Annotated in this window: 16 protein-coding genes; 6 read left to right on the plus strand and 10 right to left on the minus strand. The window is 45.2% G+C overall.

Annotated elements, in window-relative coordinates; genetic code table 11:
- Positions 1-24: 24 nt before the first annotated feature.
- Positions 25-1,332, minus strand: coding sequence for a UDP-N-acetylglucosamine 1-carboxyvinyltransferase (gene murA / locus BEL04_RS01160; RefSeq protein ID WP_065999294.1), 1,308 nt, complete (start codon positions 1,330-1,332; stop codon positions 25-27).
- A 106-nt stretch (positions 1,333-1,438) separates the two neighbouring features.
- Positions 1,439-2,167 (minus strand): DUF4290 domain-containing protein, encoded by a 729-nt coding sequence (locus tag BEL04_RS01165; RefSeq protein ID WP_065999296.1) that lies wholly within the window; start codon positions 2,165-2,167, stop codon positions 1,439-1,441.
- 222 nt (positions 2,168-2,389) lie between these two features.
- Here BEL04_RS01165 and BEL04_RS01170 point away from each other — a divergent pair, with 222 nt between their 5' ends.
- Both BEL04_RS01170 and BEL04_RS01175 read left to right on the plus strand, forming a co-directional pair.
- Positions 2,390-3,967, plus strand: coding sequence for a M1 family metallopeptidase (locus tag BEL04_RS01170; protein ID WP_065999298.1), 1,578 nt, complete (start codon positions 2,390-2,392; stop codon positions 3,965-3,967).
- Between the two features lie 41 nt (positions 3,968-4,008).
- Positions 4,009-4,665, plus strand: a complete 657-nt coding sequence (locus tag BEL04_RS01175) for a 3-oxoacid CoA-transferase subunit B (protein ID WP_065999300.1) — start codon at positions 4,009-4,011, stop codon at positions 4,663-4,665.
- An 85-nt stretch (positions 4,666-4,750) separates the two neighbouring features.
- Here the strand turns inward: BEL04_RS01175 and BEL04_RS01180 are convergent, their stop codons facing one another.
- The 5 genes from BEL04_RS01180 to BEL04_RS01200 form a co-directional block, all read right to left on the minus strand.
- A complete protein-coding gene (locus BEL04_RS01180) occupies positions 4,751-5,386 on the minus strand; it encodes a uridine kinase (protein WP_065999302.1) in 636 nt (211 codons plus the stop codon).
- Complete coding sequence (locus BEL04_RS01185) at positions 5,379-6,437, minus strand: LysM peptidoglycan-binding domain-containing protein (protein WP_083227708.1); 1,059 nt, start codon at positions 6,435-6,437, stop codon at positions 5,379-5,381. The genes BEL04_RS01180 and BEL04_RS01185 overlap by 8 nt, the downstream gene beginning before the upstream one ends.
- A gap of 16 nt (positions 6,438-6,453) precedes the next feature.
- On the minus strand, positions 6,454-7,272 hold the full coding sequence (locus BEL04_RS01190; protein WP_065999310.1) for a DUF4905 domain-containing protein: 819 nt from the start codon (positions 7,270-7,272) through the stop codon (positions 6,454-6,456).
- 16 nt (positions 7,273-7,288) lie between these two features.
- Positions 7,289-8,776, minus strand: a complete 1,488-nt coding sequence (locus BEL04_RS01195) for an OmpP1/FadL family transporter (protein ID WP_065999316.1) — start codon at positions 8,774-8,776, stop codon at positions 7,289-7,291.
- A 156-nt stretch (positions 8,777-8,932) separates the two neighbouring features.
- Complete coding sequence (locus BEL04_RS01200; RefSeq protein ID WP_065999319.1) at positions 8,933-9,769, minus strand: hypothetical protein; 837 nt, start codon at positions 9,767-9,769, stop codon at positions 8,933-8,935.
- 100 nt (positions 9,770-9,869) lie between these two features.
- On the opposite strand from BEL04_RS01200, the gene proS reads away from it, so the two are divergent.
- The 4 genes from proS (at position 9,870) to BEL04_RS01220 (ending at position 14,118) form a co-directional block, all read left to right on the plus strand.
- Positions 9,870-11,342 carry a proline--tRNA ligase gene (gene proS / locus BEL04_RS01205; protein WP_065999321.1) on the plus strand — a complete coding sequence of 491 codons (1,473 nt, stop codon included), beginning with the start codon at positions 9,870-9,872 and terminating at the stop codon, positions 11,340-11,342.
- Positions 11,343-11,446: 104 nt separating this feature from the next.
- Positions 11,447-12,589, plus strand: a complete 1,143-nt coding sequence (locus BEL04_RS01210) for a cystathionine gamma-synthase (RefSeq protein WP_256389361.1) — start codon at positions 11,447-11,449, stop codon at positions 12,587-12,589.
- 76 nt (positions 12,590-12,665) lie between these two features.
- Positions 12,666-13,442 (plus strand): TIGR02757 family protein, encoded by a 777-nt coding sequence (locus BEL04_RS01215; protein ID WP_175403973.1) that lies wholly within the window; start codon positions 12,666-12,668, stop codon positions 13,440-13,442.
- Positions 13,443-13,719: 277 nt separating this feature from the next.
- Positions 13,720-14,118 carry a hypothetical protein gene (locus tag BEL04_RS01220; protein WP_065999331.1) on the plus strand — a complete coding sequence of 133 codons (399 nt, stop codon included), beginning with the start codon at positions 13,720-13,722 and terminating at the stop codon, positions 14,116-14,118.
- Between the two features lie 66 nt (positions 14,119-14,184).
- Here BEL04_RS01220 and BEL04_RS01225 read toward each other — a convergent pair whose 3' ends face one another.
- The 3 genes from BEL04_RS01225 to BEL04_RS01235 form a co-directional block, all read right to left on the minus strand.
- Positions 14,185-14,667, minus strand: a complete 483-nt coding sequence (locus tag BEL04_RS01225) for a hypothetical protein (protein WP_065999333.1) — start codon at positions 14,665-14,667, stop codon at positions 14,185-14,187.
- A gap of 117 nt (positions 14,668-14,784) precedes the next feature.
- Positions 14,785-15,660 (minus strand): PorP/SprF family type IX secretion system membrane protein, encoded by an 876-nt coding sequence (locus tag BEL04_RS01230; protein ID WP_065999335.1) that lies wholly within the window; start codon positions 15,658-15,660, stop codon positions 14,785-14,787.
- A 21-nt stretch (positions 15,661-15,681) separates the two neighbouring features.
- The gene (locus BEL04_RS01235) at positions 15,682-19,221 is read right to left on the minus strand and encodes a lamin tail domain-containing protein (protein WP_065999336.1); all 3,540 of its coding nucleotides are present in this window, start codon (positions 19,219-19,221) and stop codon (positions 15,682-15,684) included.
- Positions 19,222-19,523 lie beyond the last annotated feature (302 nt).

Genomic DNA, 19,523 nt, shown 5'->3' on the forward strand with positions numbered 1-19,523 from the left:
TTGTTTACCTGTGAAGCTCAGCGTTTATTCAACCCGTTTAATATCTGCGCCGAGCGCTTTCAGCCTTTCATCAATGTGCTGATAGCCGCGCTCAATTTGCTCGATGTTATAAATGGTCGATGTGCCGTTTGCTGATAATGCCGCTATGAGCAGTGAAACGCCGGCACGTATATCAGGCGAGGTCATTTTAATTCCTCTTAGCTGTACCTGTTTATCCAAACCAATAACGGTAGCGCGGTGCGGGTCGCAAAGGATGATCTGTGCACCCATATCAATCAGCTTGTCCACAAAGAACAAACGGCTCTCAAACATTTTTTGATGAATAAGTACCGAACCTTTGGCCTGGGTGGCTATTACCAAAACGATGCTCAGCAGGTCGGGGGTAAAGCCGGGCCATGGCGCATCGGCAATAGTCATGATCGAGCCGTCGATAAAGGTCTCGATCTCGTAATGTTTCTGGGCCGGTACATAAATGTCATCGCCACGACGCTCGAGCTTGATGCCCAAACGTTTAAAAACATCAGGGATCATACCCAATTCGTCGTAATGAACATTTTTTATCGTAATCTCCGATTCGGTCATGGCAGCCAGGCCGATGAACGATCCTATTTCGATCATATCAGGTAGCATACGGTGCTCGGTACCGCCTAATCTGTCAACACCTTCAATGGTGAGCAGGTTGCTGCCAATACCGCTTATTTTAGCGCCCATGCGGTTAAGCATTTTGCAAAGCTGCTGCAGGTAAGGCTCGCAGGCGGCGTTATAAATGGTGGTAGTGCCTTTGGCCAATACAGCAGCCATTACCACGTTGGCAGTACCCGTTACCGAAGCTTCGTCAAGCAAAATGTATGTGCCCCTAAGGTTGGATGCGTCAACGTTAAAAAATCCGTTTTCGGGATTATAATCAAAGCGTGCGCCTAATTTTTCAAAGCCCAGAAAGTGCGTATCGAGCCTCCGGCGGCCGATTTTGTCGCCACCAGGTTTAGGTATTGCCGCTTTGCCGAAACGCGCAAGCAAGGGGCCCACGATCATGATCGAACCGCGCAGGCTGCCGCCTTTAGCTTTGAAGGTTTCGCTTTGGAAAAAATCGAGGTCAATCTTTTTGGCTTCGAAAGTATAAGTATCAGGAGCGATGCGTTCAACAACTACGCCCATATCGCCTAACAGCTCTATCAGTTTATTGACATCGACAATGTCGGGGATATTACTTACGGTAACTTTTTCATCTGTCAGCAACACTGCCGAAAGTATCTGCAATGCTTCGTTTTTTGCACCCTGCGGCGTTATTTCGCCCTTTAGGGGCTTGCCACCTTTAATTTCAAATGCACCCATTGGTTAGTTTTTAGTCTTGAGTCTATAGCCCTGAGTCTCGGGTTCGAAGTTAGCAGAAATAATTAAAATTGCTATTGACTCCGGGCTCGAGACTTAGAACTCCCGACTAATATTTACGGCCACCTCCGCCGCTGCCGCCATTGTTACGGTTACGGTTGTTCTGGTTGTTATTTTGACGCTGGTTGTTGTTGTTTCGTCCGCCACCGCCGCCGCCACGGTTTTGATTATTGCGTCCGCCGCGATTGTTTTCGGCTTTGTGGGTAGGTGCACTGCGGTATTCAACCTTGTTCAGGTTAACGTTTTCATCCAGCTTAAGTTCGCCGCCCGATAGCTCCAGTAAATGGTTCAGGATGGTTTCGTCGGCAACGGTATCCTTGTTCCATTGTACGTAGGCCATTTTCATAAAATTGGCAATAGCCTGCACCATGTGGTTGCGGCGCTCGGGTTCCTGTATGGTTTTGGCTTTGTTGATCATCAGCTCGATGGTTTTGCCATAATGCTTGTATTTGATACGCTGATGCGGATATTTTAAAGGTTCCGGTTTCAGGTGTATCGCATCCGGGCTCGGTGGCGGGTAAGGCGAGTCGACATCTATTTCGAAGTTCGAGATAATGTGCAGGTGATCCCAAAGCTTATGTTTAAAATCGGCAACATCGCGAAGGTGAGGATTTAAAAAACCCATCAGGTCTATCACCACCGCGGCGTATCGGTTGCGTTCTTCTTTGGTGGGTAAAGCAACAATATACTTTACCATGTTTTGTACGTTCCGGCCGTACTCCGACAGCAACAGTTTACTGCGCGTCGAATTATAATCAAATGGTTGTTCTGGAGTCATTGAATAAAAATAAAAAATGATTTGATGATCTATCGGTTGCGTAGTATTTAATTCCGCGAGAGGGAAAGCTGAGATACTGAGGTGCGAACCTTTAAATTGAAATGACTGCAATTGCAGTACACAAAGGTAAACAACGGTTAGCTACAAACAAAATATCTGCAATAAATAAGCATAGATAAGCACCGCGCTTTTTATATCTTTAAAAGATAAAATTCATCCTTTATGCATCGTACCTGCTTAGCTTTTCTGTTTTTATTGGTTTTCTCGAAAACCGCTCTGGCACAACTGCCCGATGCTGCCGTTGATGTGCGGCACTATGGCTTTGTTATACAACTTAACGATGAAAACAACACAATTAAAGGCGAAGCCACGATTGATGTACGCTATCTCAAAAACAGCGATACTTTTTCGCTTAACCTGGTCAGGGCCAACAAATCGGGTAAGGGGATGCTGGTATCTGCTGTAACCGAAATGGGTAATCCCGTTAAATTTGAACAGGACAGCGACAACGTGGTGATCTATGCCCCCGCTAAACGGTCCGAAAGCCACAGCTATACGATTACTTATTCGGGCGTCCCTTCCGATGGCCTCATTATATCTAACAATATGTTTGGGCACCGAACCTTTTTTGGCGATAACTGGCCCAACAGGGCGCATAACTGGCTGCCCTGTGTTGATCACCCGGCCGATAAAGCCACCGTTGATTTTACAGTTACTGCTCCCGATCATTACCAGGTTGTGGCCAATGGGGCAAAAGTAAGCGAAACACAGTTGCCGGGGTATTTAAAACTGACGCATTACAAGGAGAGCGCGCCGGTTTCGACCAAGGTAATGGTTATCGGCGTTGCCGAGTTTGCCATAGATCATCCGGGCGACGTAGGCGCGACGCATGTTTATACCTATGTTTTTAACGAGAATAAAGTAAGGGGGTTTCAGGATTATGCGGTAGCCCGGCCGATTTTGCAGTATTACGTTAATAACATCGGGCCGTTCTCCTACGAAAAACTGGCTAACGTACAATCTAAAACCATCTTTGGAGGCATGGAAAATGCCAGCTGCATATTCTATTTTGAGCAATCGGTAGGGGATAAGGGTATCGAATCGTTAATGGCGCACGAGATAGCTCACCAATGGTTTGGCGATGCCGCTTCCGAAAAAAGCTGGGCGCACCTTTGGCTGAGCGAAGGGTTTGCCACCTACTTTACCGACCTTTACCTGGAGCACCGGTACGGCGTTGATACCTTGATGAAAACACTGCAAACACAACGCCGAAAGATAATTGCGTTTGCCAGGCGCCGGTTTACACCTGTAATAGACACAGCCGTGACCAAAAACTTTACACAACTGCTCAACGCCAATAGTTACGAAAAGGGCGGATGGGTGCTGCATATGCTGCGCCGCAAATTAGGCGATGAGATATTTTGGCGCTCTATCAGAGCCTATTACAATGTGTATCGTGATAAAAACGCGAATACCGACGACCTGAGGCATGTTTTTGAGATCAACTCCGGGTTAAACCTGCAAACATTTTTTAATCAGTGGCTGCGCACGCCCGGCCATCCAAAACTCAAAATTAATTATGAGTACGATGCGGCCGCAAAGATGCTGAACGTACACGTCGAACAAACACAGGAGTATGTGTTTAACTTCCCGCTGGAGTTTTCGGTACCCGGAACGCCTAAAGTATTTAGTTTCAATATCAACGGCAAAACCAAGGATATACAGATACCCTTATCCGAAAAGCCTTCGATGCTGAACATCGACCCGAACATCAATTTACTTTTTGAGCAGGTTAACTAAGCGCGAAACTTTGCTACATTTGGTATACATTTTATAAACCGATGCTTGATAAAAACAGTATTGCCAAACGCATTGCGCGCGAGGTGAAGGACGGCTATTATGTTAACCTCGGAATTGGCATCCCAACGCTGGTTGCCAATTACATACCAAAAGATATTAGTGTTGTTTTACAATCCGAGAACGGTTTGCTGGGCATGGGGCCTTTCCCGTTCGAGGGCGAAGAAGACCCGGATACCATCAACGCCGGTAAGCAAACCATTACCATGCTGCCTGGTTCGGCTGTGTTTGATTCGGCCATGAGTTTCGGTATGATCCGCGCGCGCAAGGTGAATCTGACTATACTTGGCGCTATGGAGGTATCCGAGAACGGCGACATAGCCAACTGGAAGATACCCGGCAAGATGGTGAAAGGCATGGGCGGCGCGATGGACCTGGTAGCATCGGCCGAGAATATCATTGTAGCTATGCAGCATGTAAACAAAGCAGGCGAGTCAAAGCTGTTGCCGAAATGCACTTTGCCTTTAACAGGTATTAACTGCGTTAAAAAAATAGTTACCGAACTGGCTGTACTGGATGTATTGCCCGGCGGTGGTTTTAAGCTACTGGAGCGTGCACCGGGCGTAAGCATTGACGAAATTAAAGCCGCTACCGCCGGGAAATTGATTATTGAAGGCGAGATACCCGAGATGATGATTTGAGGTTAAGTAGTTTACCAGGTTGATCAGGTGAGTGGTTAACTGAGTTTATTAAGTTGATCTATTTGGTTGTTAACTATTCACTTAATCAACCATTCAACAATGCTTTAAGCTCTGCGCTTATCTCCTCGGTAACAGCAATAATATCCTCGGCTACATGGCTGTTGTTAGTGATCACTTTATCACATTCGCCCATATAGGGTAGCAAAAACTCTTTGTATGCAGGTACGACGTGGTTTATCCATTTGTACATCACGTCATCGTGCGAGTAACCACGCTCTATCAGGTCGCGCTTTAAGCGGCGCTGCAAAGCTACATCTTCATCGGCATCGATAAATATCTTCATATCGAGCAGGTCGGCAATATCCCTGAAATGCAGAATGAACAACCCTTCAACTATTACGATAGGTGCCGGTTTAATCTCCAGCATTTTGGGTACGGCGTTAGGGTTCCCAAAGCAGTATTCTTTTTTGGTGAACGATTCGCCGGCAATAATTTTGTTGATATCGCTTATAAAGTGCTCCCTATCGATGGTATGCGGCAGATCAAAATTATACAGCTTGTTCTCTTCGGGCGTCATGTTATCAGCCACAGGGATATAATAGTCATCCTGCGATACCAGGCACACTTCTTCCTTTTTAAAATGATTTAAAAAGCAGTTTAAAAAAAACGTTTTGCCAGAGCCGCTGCCGCCGGCTATGCCAATAATATAAGGTTTACTCATTCGGGATACCGTAGCTTATAGATACATGAAAGCGTTTATCTAAGGCACCAAGCGATTCGGCTACATTTTTGGTCATAACTACGATCACATCTTTGGTGTTTTCGTTTTCGGTAAAGCGGCCCACAACTTTGGCAAAGGTAGTGCGGTTGGTCATGGGGTTGGTGATTTTTATTACGGTGCCTACAGGCGCGGTGCGGTGCAGTATCAGTTTTTTATTAGGGTCGATACTTTCATTATCCATCCAAACGGCTATACCGCTTTCATTCTTTTCACTCAATCCATACCTGTCGCCTACAATTTTGTGACCTGAGAAATCAACCGTGTCGTGCGGCGAAACCTTTGTACTATCGCGTTTGGCGACAGGTGTTTGCGGCATATCCGGTTGTTCAACAAAAGTATCTTCGGTTTTAACAGGTACTTTTGATTTGTTTACAGGCTTTTCGGCTGGTTTGGATTCGGCTGGTTTGGTTACCGGTTTTTCGACCGGCGGCGCTGTTTTAACTATAGGTTTCTCAACCGGCTTTTCGGTAACCTTTTCGGGTTGTTGCTTTGCCGGCGGTGCTTCTGCCACAGTTTCGGTAGCCGGGTTTGCCGATTTTACCAGCAATACCTGCCCAGGCATCAATGTGTTCGATTTTAACCCATTCGTCATGATCAGTTCATCAACCGTACTGCCAAACTTTTTGGCTATGCCAAAAAGTGTCTCGCCCTGCGAAACCTTATATTGCATGGTTTGCGCTTTGCCGCCCGGTTTATTTGTTGCTGCGGGATGGTTGGTCTGTTTATCTGAAAACGGGATATCGGTAGGTACTTTAATGATATCGCCAACCTGCATTTTGGCGTCTTTATTCAAGGCCATGATGGCATTTGCCGATACATTGTACCTGCGCCCTATCGAATAAAAATTGTCTTTGGGATCGAGCTTATGCAGAATTACTTTTTTGCCATTCTGGTTTTCAACGCCTATCGAGTCGAATAGGGGATTTGCAAAAACCGTTGCTGTTAGCGATGACAATACAATGGTGAAAAGCAGAGATTTTAACTTCATCATTTTTGTTTAGCAGCAGCTATAAATTTAAAATTTTTAACTCCCGTGTGTTTTTAATGTATATTAAATGGTTTTTATACCTAATAAACGCTTCGGGTTGTAATTTTTGTATCTCGTCAGTTAATATATCCTCGTAAACCGGCTTACCGTCAAACATAACCAACAATTGCTGTTTGAGGATGCCTTGGTTCAAAGTGTGCAAAGATACAATTCTAAAACCATTGTGCTCCATATAATGGCAATTACCGGTTGGTTCACCATCAAAAGAAATATTTAAGTCTGATGGCATACTGGTTAAGATAGTTGGGAGTGTGATATCCTGAACTATCTCCGTATCAACAGACGGATTATACGGCCGCAATGTTGCACCGGTTTTACTATCGAGCAAATAAAATACCGGGGGATGTACCTGGGTATTGTATGCTGCCGGCCCATTAATGGTTAGCTGGCTTATTACATCGTTATAGTTGCTCCACAGCGGTAACCCTGTTTCGCCGTCAAAAGCATAAATGCCCTTGCGTACCGGGCTTTGCGCCGATTGGAATCCGTGTAACAATAACGTGCCTTCAAATGAACCCTCCAATCCTATCAACCATTTTTCGGGCAGGTTAAGGCCCGTAAAATTAAGTTTGCCTGTGTTTAAGTTAATGGATGCAAATGATACCTCCCGTCCACCGGTATTTCGTATTTCGGCAAGCAACAGGCCGGCACGTCCGTCGATAACAAATTTCCAGACCTGTCCGTCGAATTTTTCATCAATAAAAGGTGTTAATACAGACATCGGCAAAGTTATCGGGCAAACATAAAAAAACCTGCCGAAAGCCGGCAGGTTCAGCATATCAAAAAGGCTATTGTTAAAATTTAAACCCTACGGTCAAAAAGCCGTTATTGTAGGTCTTGTCTAAACTGGCCGCAGGCGAATTGGTAGCCAATACGTATGGATACATGGTTTGGCTTCCCTTTACATTGGTAAAAGTGGCGTCAACATAAAACTTCTCAAACCTAACGCCTATGCCGCCGCTGATGGTTTTGGTACTCTCGATACCTTTTTGAGGGTTACCCTGTACACTGTAGCCGCCCCGGATGAATACCTGGTCTAAATGCAGTTCGCCACCCGCGTGGATATTAGCTGTCGATTGGTACCCGGTTTTAATATCGTGGTTATCCTGTGTTGCGTCATATCCGTCTGTGCTGCTCAATTTAACCGATGAGTAATCAACATATTCGGCATCGGCAGTTAAAAAGCCATAGGTGCCAAAAAATACGGCCATACCGCCGCTAACTTTTAAAGGCGTGTGGAAGTTATAGGTAAAAGGGTAATCGGCTGGGCCACCTGGTGAAGGCGAACCAACATTATATTGTGTGCGCAGGCTTTCCGAATAGTCGTCCTGTACAGTGTAATAAGTTGGTGTGGTAAAAGTTGCACCTATTCTTATCGCATCCGCAGGCTTGTAAATAAATCCTAAACGGGCGTTAAAGCCATCGCCGGTGGTAACCTGGTTTTGGTTATATACAGAAGTATAAGTTACGTTCATCGGGTTGTTGTTGGCATCCAAAATAGATGCAGCACCGCTTTCGGTAAATGTATTATCAAGGTTGTAACGCAGGCTGGTAATGCCGATACCCAGGCCAAGATAAAGTTTATTGCTGTAGTTAGCGCCCATCGATAAGCTGAATTCGTTTTCGCCACCTTCCCTGATCATGTTATTGGTTTGTGTAACACCGGGTTTGGCGTTGCCACGGTAAGTTGTGCCCTGGCTGGGGTTGGATGGATTAATATAATAAAGATCAATCAGGGCATGATCATAAGCCCAATCCTGAAGGCTATTGCCCGGGTCGACTCCATACGTATTGGCAAGGCTGGCGTAATAGTCAGTTATCGAATTATTATTGTTTTTGCCTCCGTAATTTACATTTGCATAAAAATCATTTTTACGGTTATACGATACGCCGAAATTAAGGCTTAGCCATCCTTGCGTTTTGTCTGAACCGCGTGGAGTATTAAGCCTTGAGTAAAATACAGCCGCAGCATTATTAAAGTTGAGGTTGGATGTGCTCCCGCTGTTTGCGGTACCCAGATAGGTTGACTTGATCTTCGACGAATTGAACTCCGGGGTGAAAGCTGCTTCAGAATGTGTGAAAAAACCAATACCCGCCGGGTTACCGCTGATAGAGCTTAAATCGCCCCCGATGGCAGTTTGGGCATTACCTATAGCTTTGATACGGGATGTAGAGCCGGTTTGCCCGGTTGAAAACAGGACGGCGTCCTGCGAATATTGAGCAAAACTATTTTGGGCGATGACTACTATAGCCACCGCAGTTAACAAATATTTGACCTTCATTAAAGTAAGATGTTTTGATGTAGACTTTATTTTTATCAAGAAACTATTTTAAGCTAAGCACTTTATTTAACCGGTATGCAATCGTAGTAATTACGCTTTAGTTTGTTATTTATTGCACACCGGTTAAATACTTGTTTCTTTTTAATTGATAGCAAATTATGGCCTTACCGGACGGGCCCCACCGCCGCCGCTGCTGCCCGATGATGAGCTACCGCTGTTGCTGCTGCCCGATGATGGCTGGTATGACGGTTGAGGCTGTGGCTGGAAAGTTGGCTGCGGCCTGTTAACCTGCTGTATGGTTGGCGTATTATTGCCCGGATAAGGGTTAACGCTTGTTGTGCGTGGCTGACGTGTGTTTGCCGGTGGCGTGTATCCGCCGGTGCGGCTTAGGTTTGGAAGTGTAGCGTTTGCTAAACCCGAACCGCGGTAGGGGCGGGCGGTAGCGTAGTTACCACCTACTGTATTATAGTACGAGTAAACACCACCATACGGGGATCCGTAATAACCACCATAACCGTAATATCCCCCATAGCCTAAACCGTAATAACCCGACCCATAACCGTAGTAGTTATAAAAAGGATTGTAAGCATAGCCGCCATAGTAACCATAGCCAATGCCATAGCTTAAGCTTAAACCTATGCCGCTGTAATAGGGGTTAAGTCCTACGAAATATGGGCTTACACTACCATAATACAGGTTATCGTAGTACGATAAGGCAAAGGGCGAATTGTAAAAACGATTCAACCTTGCCGAATAGCTATCGTAAGTATAATAGTCATCGCCATAGTCGGTCACGGTAGTCGTGTAGTTGTCATGCCGGTAATTATTCACCCTTTCTGCATATACAGGCTGATCGCCGGCTTTAGCGGTTGTGTTATAAACATCGTCATAACCATCGCTTTTAGCCGAGGCTATTTTATTTTGAGTAGAACAGGAACTCAGTGCTGCGATAGCACCTATAAGGAACAATCCTTTAGTAATGTTCAGTTTCATGGTTTATTGGTTAAAAAGTAAAAGTTCAAATAACGTATAAATTTATAAATTTGGCGGCAATAATAAACATAATTTCACAGTCAAATTTTTATAGCACGCTATGAGCAAGGGGATCATTAGTAAAGACGAGGATTATTCGCAATGGTTTAACGATCTGGTTGTCAAAGCAGACCTGGCAGAGCATTCGGCAGTAAGGGGCTGTATGGTGATCAAGCCATACGGTTATTCCATCTGGGAGAAGATGCAGGCTGTACTCGATCAAATGTTTAAAGAAACAGGGCACAGCAATGCGTATTTTCCGCTTTTTATACCCAAATCCTTCTTCTCGAAAGAGGCCAGCCACGTTGATGGTTTTGCCAAGGAGTGTGCGGTTGTAACACATTACCGCCTAAAGAACGATGGCAATGGCAATATTATTGTAGACGAAGATGCTAAATTGGAGGAAGAACTCATAGTTCGTCCAACTTCGGAAACTATTATCTGGAATACTTATAAAGGCTGGATACAATCATACCGCGATTTGCCAATCCTGGTTAACCAATGGGCCAACGTAGTGCGCTGGGAAATGCGTACCCGTTTGTTTTTACGTACTACCGAATTTTTATGGCAGGAAGGGCACACCGCCCATGCCACAGCCGAAGAAGCCATTGCCGAAACCGAGCAAATGTTAAACGTATATGCCGACTTTGCCGAAAACTGGCTGGCGTTACCGGTTATTAAAGGGCGTAAAACGCCTAACGAGCGTTTTGCAGGTGCTTTGGATACTTATTGTATAGAGGCATTGATGCAGGATGGAAAGGCCTTACAGGCAGGAACATCGCACTTTTTAGGTCAGAATTTTGCCAAAGCCTTTGATGTAAAATTTGCCAATAAGGAAGGTAAGCTCGACCACGTTTGGGCTACCTCGTGGGGTGTATCAACCCGTTTGATGGGTGCATTGGTAATGGCCCATTCGGATGATGCCGGCCTGGTATTGCCGCCGAAGCTGGCGCCGATACAAGTAGTTATTGTGCCTATTTTTAAAAGTGATGAAGAGCTGGCCCGGATATCGGCTGTAGCTGATGACCTGATCAAACAATTAAAAGCTAAAAATATCCGTGTAAAATATGACGATAGGGATACACAACGGCCGGGCTTTAAATTTGCCGAATACGAACTAAAGGGCATACCTTTGCGTGTTGCCATAGGCGGGCGCGATCTGACAAACGGTACTGCCGAGCTGGCGCGCCGGGATACAAAAACAAAAGAAACGGTACAGCAGGCAGGTTTAGCCGAAAATATTGAAAAGCTGCTGGTTGATATCCAGGATAATATCTATCAAAAAGCTTTAAAGTTTCGTACGGAGAATACCCGTAAGGCCGATAGCTACGATGAGTTTAAACAAATGCTCGACGAAACACCAGGCTTTATCTCAGCACATTGGGACGGCACGCCGGAGACAGAGCAACGCATTAAAGAAGAAACCAAAGCTACTATACGCTGCATACCGCTGGATAACCCGCAAGAAGATGGCGTTTGTATGGTAACAGGTAAGCCAAGCACGCAAAGGGTCTTATTCGCACGAGCGTATTAGGCCCTCTAACCCCCTGAAGGGGGAATAAAAGTTCCTTCCCTAAAGGAATTCAGTCGTTTATAATTGCTCCCCCTTTAGGGGACTGGGGGGCTCAACATCATGCTATCATGAAATTCGCAACCAAAGCTATACATGCAGGGCAGGAGCCTGACCCAACAACCGGCGCGGTGATGACGCCGATATACCAAACATCAACCTACTGGCAAAAACAGCCTGGCGATAACAAGGGTTATGAATACTCGCGCGGTACAAACCCAACCCGTAAGGCGCTGGAAGATTGTTTGGCAGCTTTGGAGAACGCTAAACATGGTTTAGCCTTTTCGAGCGGATTGGGCGCTACCGATTCGGTAATGAAGCTGCTTGCACCGGGCGATGAAGTCATTACCGGTGATGACCTTTATGGCGGCTCTTACCGCATGTTTACTAAGATATTTGCTAACTATGGCATTAAATTCCATTTTATCGATATCTCCAAACCTGAGAATATTGCGCCCTATATCAATGAAAAAACTAAACTGATCTGGCTGGAAACACCTACCAACCCAACGATGAAGATCATCGATATAGCAGGTGTAGCCAGGATCGCGAAAGCGCATCAGATACTGCTTTGTGTTGATAATACGTTTGCATCGCCGTACCTGCAAAACCCTATCGACCTGGGTGCCGATCTGGTCATGCACTCGGCTACCAAATACTTGGGTGGGCATAGCGATGTGGTAATGGGCGCTTTAATGATGAACGATGATGAGTTGTATAAAAAACTCTGGTTCTTTTACAACGCAACCGGGGCAACACCCGGGCCTATGGATAGCTTTTTAGTGCTTCGCGGTATTAAAACACTGCACCTGCGTATGAAAGCGCATTGCGAGAATGGCCGCCAGGTAGCCCATTTTTTAAAGAGTCATCCAAAGGTTGATAAGATATACTGGCCGGGTTTTGAAGATCACCCTAACCACGATATTGCTAAAAAGCAAATGCGCGATTTTGGCGGGATGATATCATTTACCATCAAGGGCGCTACTTTAGAAGATACGTATAAACTGGCCGGCTCATTTAAAGTATTTACACTTGCAGAGTCGTTAGGTGGTGTTGAATCGCTGATCAACCACCCGGTGAGCATGACCCACGGCAGCATCCCGAAAGAACTTCGCGAAAAAGCCGGTGTTGTAGATAGCCTGTTACGTTTAAGCGTGGGTGTAGAAGACATCGACGATTTGCTGGAGGATTTGAAACAGGCACTATCCTAAATAGATTAAAGAACAAGGAGCAAAGATCTCAGGAGTATTTTAAAGATATTTGCCCTTTGCTTCTTATTCCTTGCTCATGATAGAGAATCTGAAAGCCTTCCTCGATAGTAAAGTCCAGCAATACAACCGTCCGGATTTTATTCCTAACGATCCCATCAGTATCCCGCACCTGTTTACCCAAAAACAGGATATCGAGATCATGGGTTTTTGGGCGGCTACATTGGCCTGGGGGCAAAGGGTTACCATCATCAATAAATGTAAAGAACTGATCAACCTGATGGACGGTGCACCTTATGATTTCATTATGAACCACCGGGAGCCCGATCTGAAAAAGTTGCTACATTTTAAGCATCGCACGTTTAATGATACCGATACACTGTATTTCATCAGTTTCTTCAGGCATCATTACGAGCATCACGATAGCTTGGAGGCAGCCTTTGTATCCCCGGAAGGAAAAACTGCTGCTGCAACTGCCATTGAAACCTCACTCAACCACTTCCGCCGTTATTTCTTCTCCCTGCCCGACCATCCCAGGCGTACGATGAAACACGTTTCGTCGCCATCGCAAAAATCAACCTGCAAACGCTTAAATATGTTTTTGCGATGGATGGTTCGTAAGGACAATACCGGCGTGGATTTCGGCATCTGGAGCCATATCAAACCTGCCGACCTGATTATGCCCTGCGACCTGCACGTTGATCGTGTGGCACGTAAATTAAAATTAATCACGCGCAAACAAACAGACTGGCAAACCGCTGTCGAACTTACCGAAACGCTGCGCCATTTTGATCCTGCCGATCCTGTAAAATACGATTTTGCTTTGTTCGGTTTAGGGATTGAAGAAAAGTTTTAATAGTATTTTCCTTACACTGTGACCCAAAATCTATCCAGCATCATAAGCTGTTAAATTAACTGATTAAAAAAATTAAGCCTAATTTAATTCAATAGTTAATTAAATATCCCAATGATTAAATACATGTGAGCTTTGTGAGATTAACGTGTTTTTTGAAAATGTTGACAAACAAGTAAGGGGATAAATACGATTTGGCATATGCCTTGTTAATATTTTGATAGTCAATGTTCTGAAGCATCATTTGCAGCGACATTGTGATAAAAAAATTAACTGCACCATGGATCATTATAGAGAAATACGAAACACTTTGGCCTGGCATAACGAGGGCAAATTTGAGGTCGAACTGGTAAACGGGGTAATAACTAAACTTAATTTTTGCGAGCCCGGCAAAGGGCCGCATGATACGGGGCAATGCCTTACCTCAACTAATTTTAAGTTTTTACAGGCTGTATATTCAAGCCTGGGCGACCTGTTTACTTTTATTGAAGAGGAAAACAGAAGGTTGGGTTACAGTTACGCCCGGCCTGATGAGACTCAACATAGCCTTTCGCGAACAGGCGATAGCAATTATCCCGAAAACGGGGAAACTATCATAAGGCCGCTTATCAGCTACGAGCATGAACCCGAAGTAAACAATCAAACCGTCGAACAAAATAAACTCAGAGATATCGGTTAACTTTACAAAACCCGGCCGACTTGTTGGCTATCGATAAGAATAGAGGCATTTAGTACCAGTTATGACCTATGGCATCCTCAATAAGGTACTGTAATCAACCTCTTTATCGGCATTGTACGTTACGTTGTTTGATACATAGGTAACACCGCTTGTCGTAGTGGCAGTTATAACGAGCGTATTGTCATCTGTGAACGATATCGGATCATCCTGGAAAGAACTTCCCGAGCTTAAACGTAAAACGGTATTGTTCGTTGTGAGCGTATAACTAAGCGAACCTATTAACGTAGATGTTGAACCGTTAAGCTGATAGACGTTAAAAAGCCCGCCGGTAGTGAACTCGTAGTAACCTAAGATAGAGGTAGGGGCAGCATAATTTTCGCGGTACACCTCTTTACCACCAGTATAATAAATACTTGTGGCAACCCCGTCTTTCCATTTACCCACAATTTTTGATGCATTATTGGCATTCGGATCGGGTGCAGGGCTATTTCCTTTTTTACAACCAGCAATGGCCAGCGTAATAAATAATAATGGTAATAATTTTTTCATAGCGGATAGGTTAAGAATTTAAATATATTAAATATAAAATATAGTGGTAAGAAAATGAGTGAAAAAAAGAAAAGCCCGTGTAGTATTACACGTGCTTTTCTTTTAAACTATGACTGCTTATAATTTAAGTCTTAACCCTAACTCCACATCGCCACTTGCATTATAGTTGATAGTTGCAGTATTGGTGGTGTAAAAAGCCAGAACGGCAAATGAAGTTTTGTTAACGCCAACGCCGAAAGTAATAGTGTTGTTGCTATGGTACAAACCTTGCAGGTTAAAAACGTTTTCGTTGAACCCGATGTCGATACCGCCATCAACTATACCGTTAGAACCTTTAATACCCCGGTAAATCGCCTTTGGCTCAAAAGTAATGTCTTTCGGATCGCCAAGTTTATAGCTCGCGGATGCAAAGTATAATGATTTATCGATAGTATTATTATCCTTAAAAGTCGATTTCAAATTTGGCAACACACCCTGTATAGTGAGATGATCGCTGGTATATGATATGCCAAAATCACCATCAACATAATTTTGCTTATTGTTAAAGTTTGCTACCGTCTGATCGCTGGCATCACCAACAATATTATTGGTTTGAACGTGCTGATTTAGTACACCTGCCGACAAACCAAAATTAAGTTTCTGGTTGTTTGCACCAATTGGCAGGTGATAGGCATAGGTTACCACGGCGCGGCTGGTTCTGATCAGACCTGAAAAATCATTGTAAAGATTTAAACCCAGGCCGACCTTGTTCATCTGGTATTCGGCTGTTCCCGACTGGGTTGATGGCGAGCCTTCAACACCTATGGCTTGTTTGCGGTAATCCAGGTTAATATTCAAACCAGAGTTTAAGCCGGCCATCGCAGGGTTAAACAGGTATTGATTTGAAAAATACTGCGATGCAAGCGGGTTTAACTGTGCTTTTACAGTTGTTGCACAGGCAACGGATGCAAAGGCAAAGGCTGCGGTTATGTAGTGTTTATATTTTAGTTTCATGTGTGTGATGCTGAGTAAAGTTTAGTCTCTGATGATAGTAACATAACCGGTGTATTTAGGAGCGCCGGTGCCGAGGTCTATCACATAATAATAAGTGCCTTGTGTAAGCGGTTGTCCGTTGTAAGTTCCGTCCCAATCGTTAAGGTAATTTGTAGCCGAGAATACTACTTTACCAGCTTTGTCAACCACCTTAACTGAGCTGGTTGGATAATAGTCTATATTCTTAATGATCCATGTATCATTTTTACCATCGCCGTTTGGTGTAATGATATTGCTGGTTACCAGCGGGTATAAGGTGCTTACATTTAAACTGATAGTTTGAGTGGTAGAGCAGCCGCTGGCATTGGTAACAACAACGGTAAAAGTTTCGGATGCTTTGGGCCGAACTGTTACGGTAGCGGTGTTCTGCCCGCTGATGATATCGGCTGCCGGTGTCCAGGCATAGGTAGTACCGCCTGCGGTGGCAGTGAGCTGCGCCGTAACGCCTTTGGTGATATTAGTGCCGACATTACTTACTATATTAACGTTTGGCAGGCTGTTTACTGTTATATTAAAGTTGGTGGTATAAGTATCTATACCGCCGTTTGCGATGCCGCCGTTGTCTTTAACGGTCACGGTAACTACCGCAGTTCCGCTGGCATTTGGCGCAATAGTATAGTTTATCTGGCCTGTTGTGCCGCCGGCTATCGGGAACGCGCCCAACTGTGAGAATAATGCAGGATTGGATGAGCTTATTGATAATACGACTGTTTGTGCTGATTCTGCCCCCGGCGTAATGCCGCTCAGCGCGATGGTTTGCTGTACCGGCGTATAGCAAAGTGTGACATTGCTGATCGGACTCAGGGTCGGCGGAGTATTCGCCGCAACTAAACCTGTACCATTTAATGTTACAGGTTGCGATGTTGCACCGGTAGAAGCTATCGTTACTGTACCGTTAGCGGCCCCTACTGCAGCAGGAGTGAACTGAACGTACACGGTTTGTGCAGCCGCCATTTGCGCCTGGGTAAATGTTATGCTTGTACCATAAGTGCCTGCGGCCGAAGTTGCAATGGCATAAGGTGCGGCCACAGTTACAGTAACACCTGTAGATGGTATATTGGTGCCGCTAACTGAGAAGCTTTGGGCAGCCGATGTTGAACCGACAGACTGGCTGAAAGTTAACGTTGCCGGTGTTGCACTCAAAGTTGGGGCCGCAGCAGTAGTACCGGTACCATTCAATGTTACGGATTGGCTTGTCGCGCCTGTGCTGGCAACAGTAACTGAGCCGCTGGCTGGCCCTGCTGCGGTTGGCGTGAACTGTACATATACCGTTTGGGCGCTGCTCAATTGCGATTGAGTAAAAGTTACCGAAGTACTGTAAGTGCCTGTTGCTGATGTTGAAACAGCGTAAGGTGCACTGGTAGTAACGGTTGCTCCGGCAGTTAAGCTACTGCCGGTAATAGTAAACGATTGCGCCGCTGAGGTAGTCCCCACAGTTTGGCTAAAAGTTAAACTTGTTGGCGCAAGAGCTAACGATGGGCCCAATGGTGGCGCTGCCGGAGTAGCCGAAGTTCTTAGGTTGATAGTTGAAGCTACCACAAAATCGCTGCCGTTGTTATCGGTATCGTACCCGTTACCTGCGGTTGCTTCAGAACCTCCGGTAGCAAGTGTAGAAGCGGTGGAAGTAGCTGATGCTTTACGGATGATAGATGTTGTAGACGATGGTGCCGGTGCAGCTGCGCTTCCCTCATAATAGGCAGCGGTAGTGCCGTAACCAACAAAATCAATAATAGCTGCGCTTGGCAGCGTAGGTGGGGCCGATAAGAGAGTCGTACCGTTAACTAAGGCAATTTTGCCCGCCGTGCCCGACATGTTGAAGTTATTGGTTGTACCGCTTGTAGTAAGGTCGGCTGTAGGTGAGGTACCTGTGCCCGTACCCGCGGTACCTTGCTCCTGTACCAGGAAATAGCTGTGCGCCTTTATAGTTGTGCCCGATGTAAATGTGGTTAACCCGGAAAATGCACCTGTACCCGTTGCCGAGTTGTATTGTAACGACCAGTTGCTCATATCAACATCGGCGCTGGTCGGGTTGTATAATTCTATAAAATCGAACGAGTAAGTATTACCATTACCACCATAAAGCTGGCTTATAACAACATGGTTTGCACCAGTAGATGTCGCAGCAGCACCTGTGCCGGTTAAGGATACGGTTTGCGCAGTAGCACCCGTACTGGTAATGCCTATGCTGCCGGGTGCAGCAGTTGTAGTAGTAGGGGCAAACTCAACATAAACAGTTTGCGCACTCGCCATTTGTGCCTGTGTAAAAGTTAAACTGGTGCCATAAGTTCCTGTGGCAGAGCTCGAAATACTGTATGGTGCGGCTACACTTAACGACACCCCGCCCGATCCGATGTTTGTGCCGCTTAACGAGAAGCTTTTAGCTGCCGAAGTTGTGCCTACGGTTTGCGTAGTTCCAAAATCGAGGGAAGTTGGATTTGCCGATAAAGTCGGTGTAACGGCGGCAGCGCCTGTTCCGGTTAAGGTAACAGTTTGCGTGCTGGCCCCGGCACTGGTGATGCTTACACTGCCCGGGGCAGCTGTGGTATTGGTCGGTGTAAACTCAACATAAACAGTCTGAGCGCTTGCCATTTGCGCCTGGGTAAAGCTTAAAGATGTGCCATATGTTCCGGTCGACGAGCTCGAAATGCTGTAAGGTGCGGCCACGCTTAGCGAAACGCCGTTCGCATCTATGTTTGTGCCACTTAACGAAAAGTTTTTAGCTGCCGAGGTGGTGCCTACGGTTTGCGTGGTTCCAAAATCGAGGGAAGTTGGATTTGCTGATAAAGTTGGGGTTGGTGAGCCTAACGCCGGGGCTATGGGTGTTGCTGAATTTTTAGGTACGATAGTAGTTTGTACAACAAAATCGGTAGAGTTGTTATTAGAATCCCAACCATTGCCTGCACTTGCATCTGCTCCGCCTGCCGAAAGAGATGCGGCTGTTGAGGTAGCATTTGCGATACGCTGAGCAGCCCACGTGTTGGATGTTACAGTAGATGGTATTGTCAGGTAAGCCGTTTCGAAGCCGGTAGTTACCGTAGCACCGCCCGAGGTATAAAAGCCTAATAAATCAACAATACTTGCGTCGGTAGGGTTGGCAACCTGGCTTATCTGTGTGCTGTTGTTAACCAGCGCAATTTTACCAGCCGCTGCACTCATATTAATGGGGCCCGTAGCGTCGGTAGTTGGCAATGGTTTATTAGTAACAGTTGTGCCTGCGGCCAGGCCGATCAAAAAATATCCGTGTGCTTTAATAGTACCAGAAAACGGCGCTATGGTTGACGAAGTGGACACTCCCCATGCTGTACCTGCAGCGGAAGCGTATTGAAGCGACCAGTTGGTCATGACGACGTCATTGCTCGTGGGGTTGTACAATTCAACAAAATCGTTGGTGAAAACTGCGTTCGTATTGCCGCCGCCGCCGTAAACCTGGCTAATAACTACGTGATTGGCGATTTGCGCCATCAACTGTGTGGGCAATAAAAACAAAAGGGAGTAGAATAAGTAGAGTAAGGTTTTTTTCATGTTCGATATTTATGTGCTTACCAATTAAAAATGCTTACGAAAGTATCAATTAAAAGCTTATTGTATTTTAAATTAATGTTAACAATAGTTTTTATCAATGTTAAAAATTAATACGACAAGCAAGTTAGTGCTTTTTTTATATATTTAGTAGGTTTTATTTTGATTTTTTTTAGAAAAAGCACCATTGATTGAACGAAATTGCAGATTTACAACAATTTTGTTACATGGAGTGAGTTGTTTAGGGTTTAACCCAAAGTTAAACCTGCGCTGTGTTTCAGACAACACATTAACATACTAAAGTA

This window comes from Mucilaginibacter sp. PPCGB 2223, assembly GCF_001705515.1.
Lineage (GTDB): Bacteria > Bacteroidota > Bacteroidia > Sphingobacteriales > Sphingobacteriaceae > Mucilaginibacter.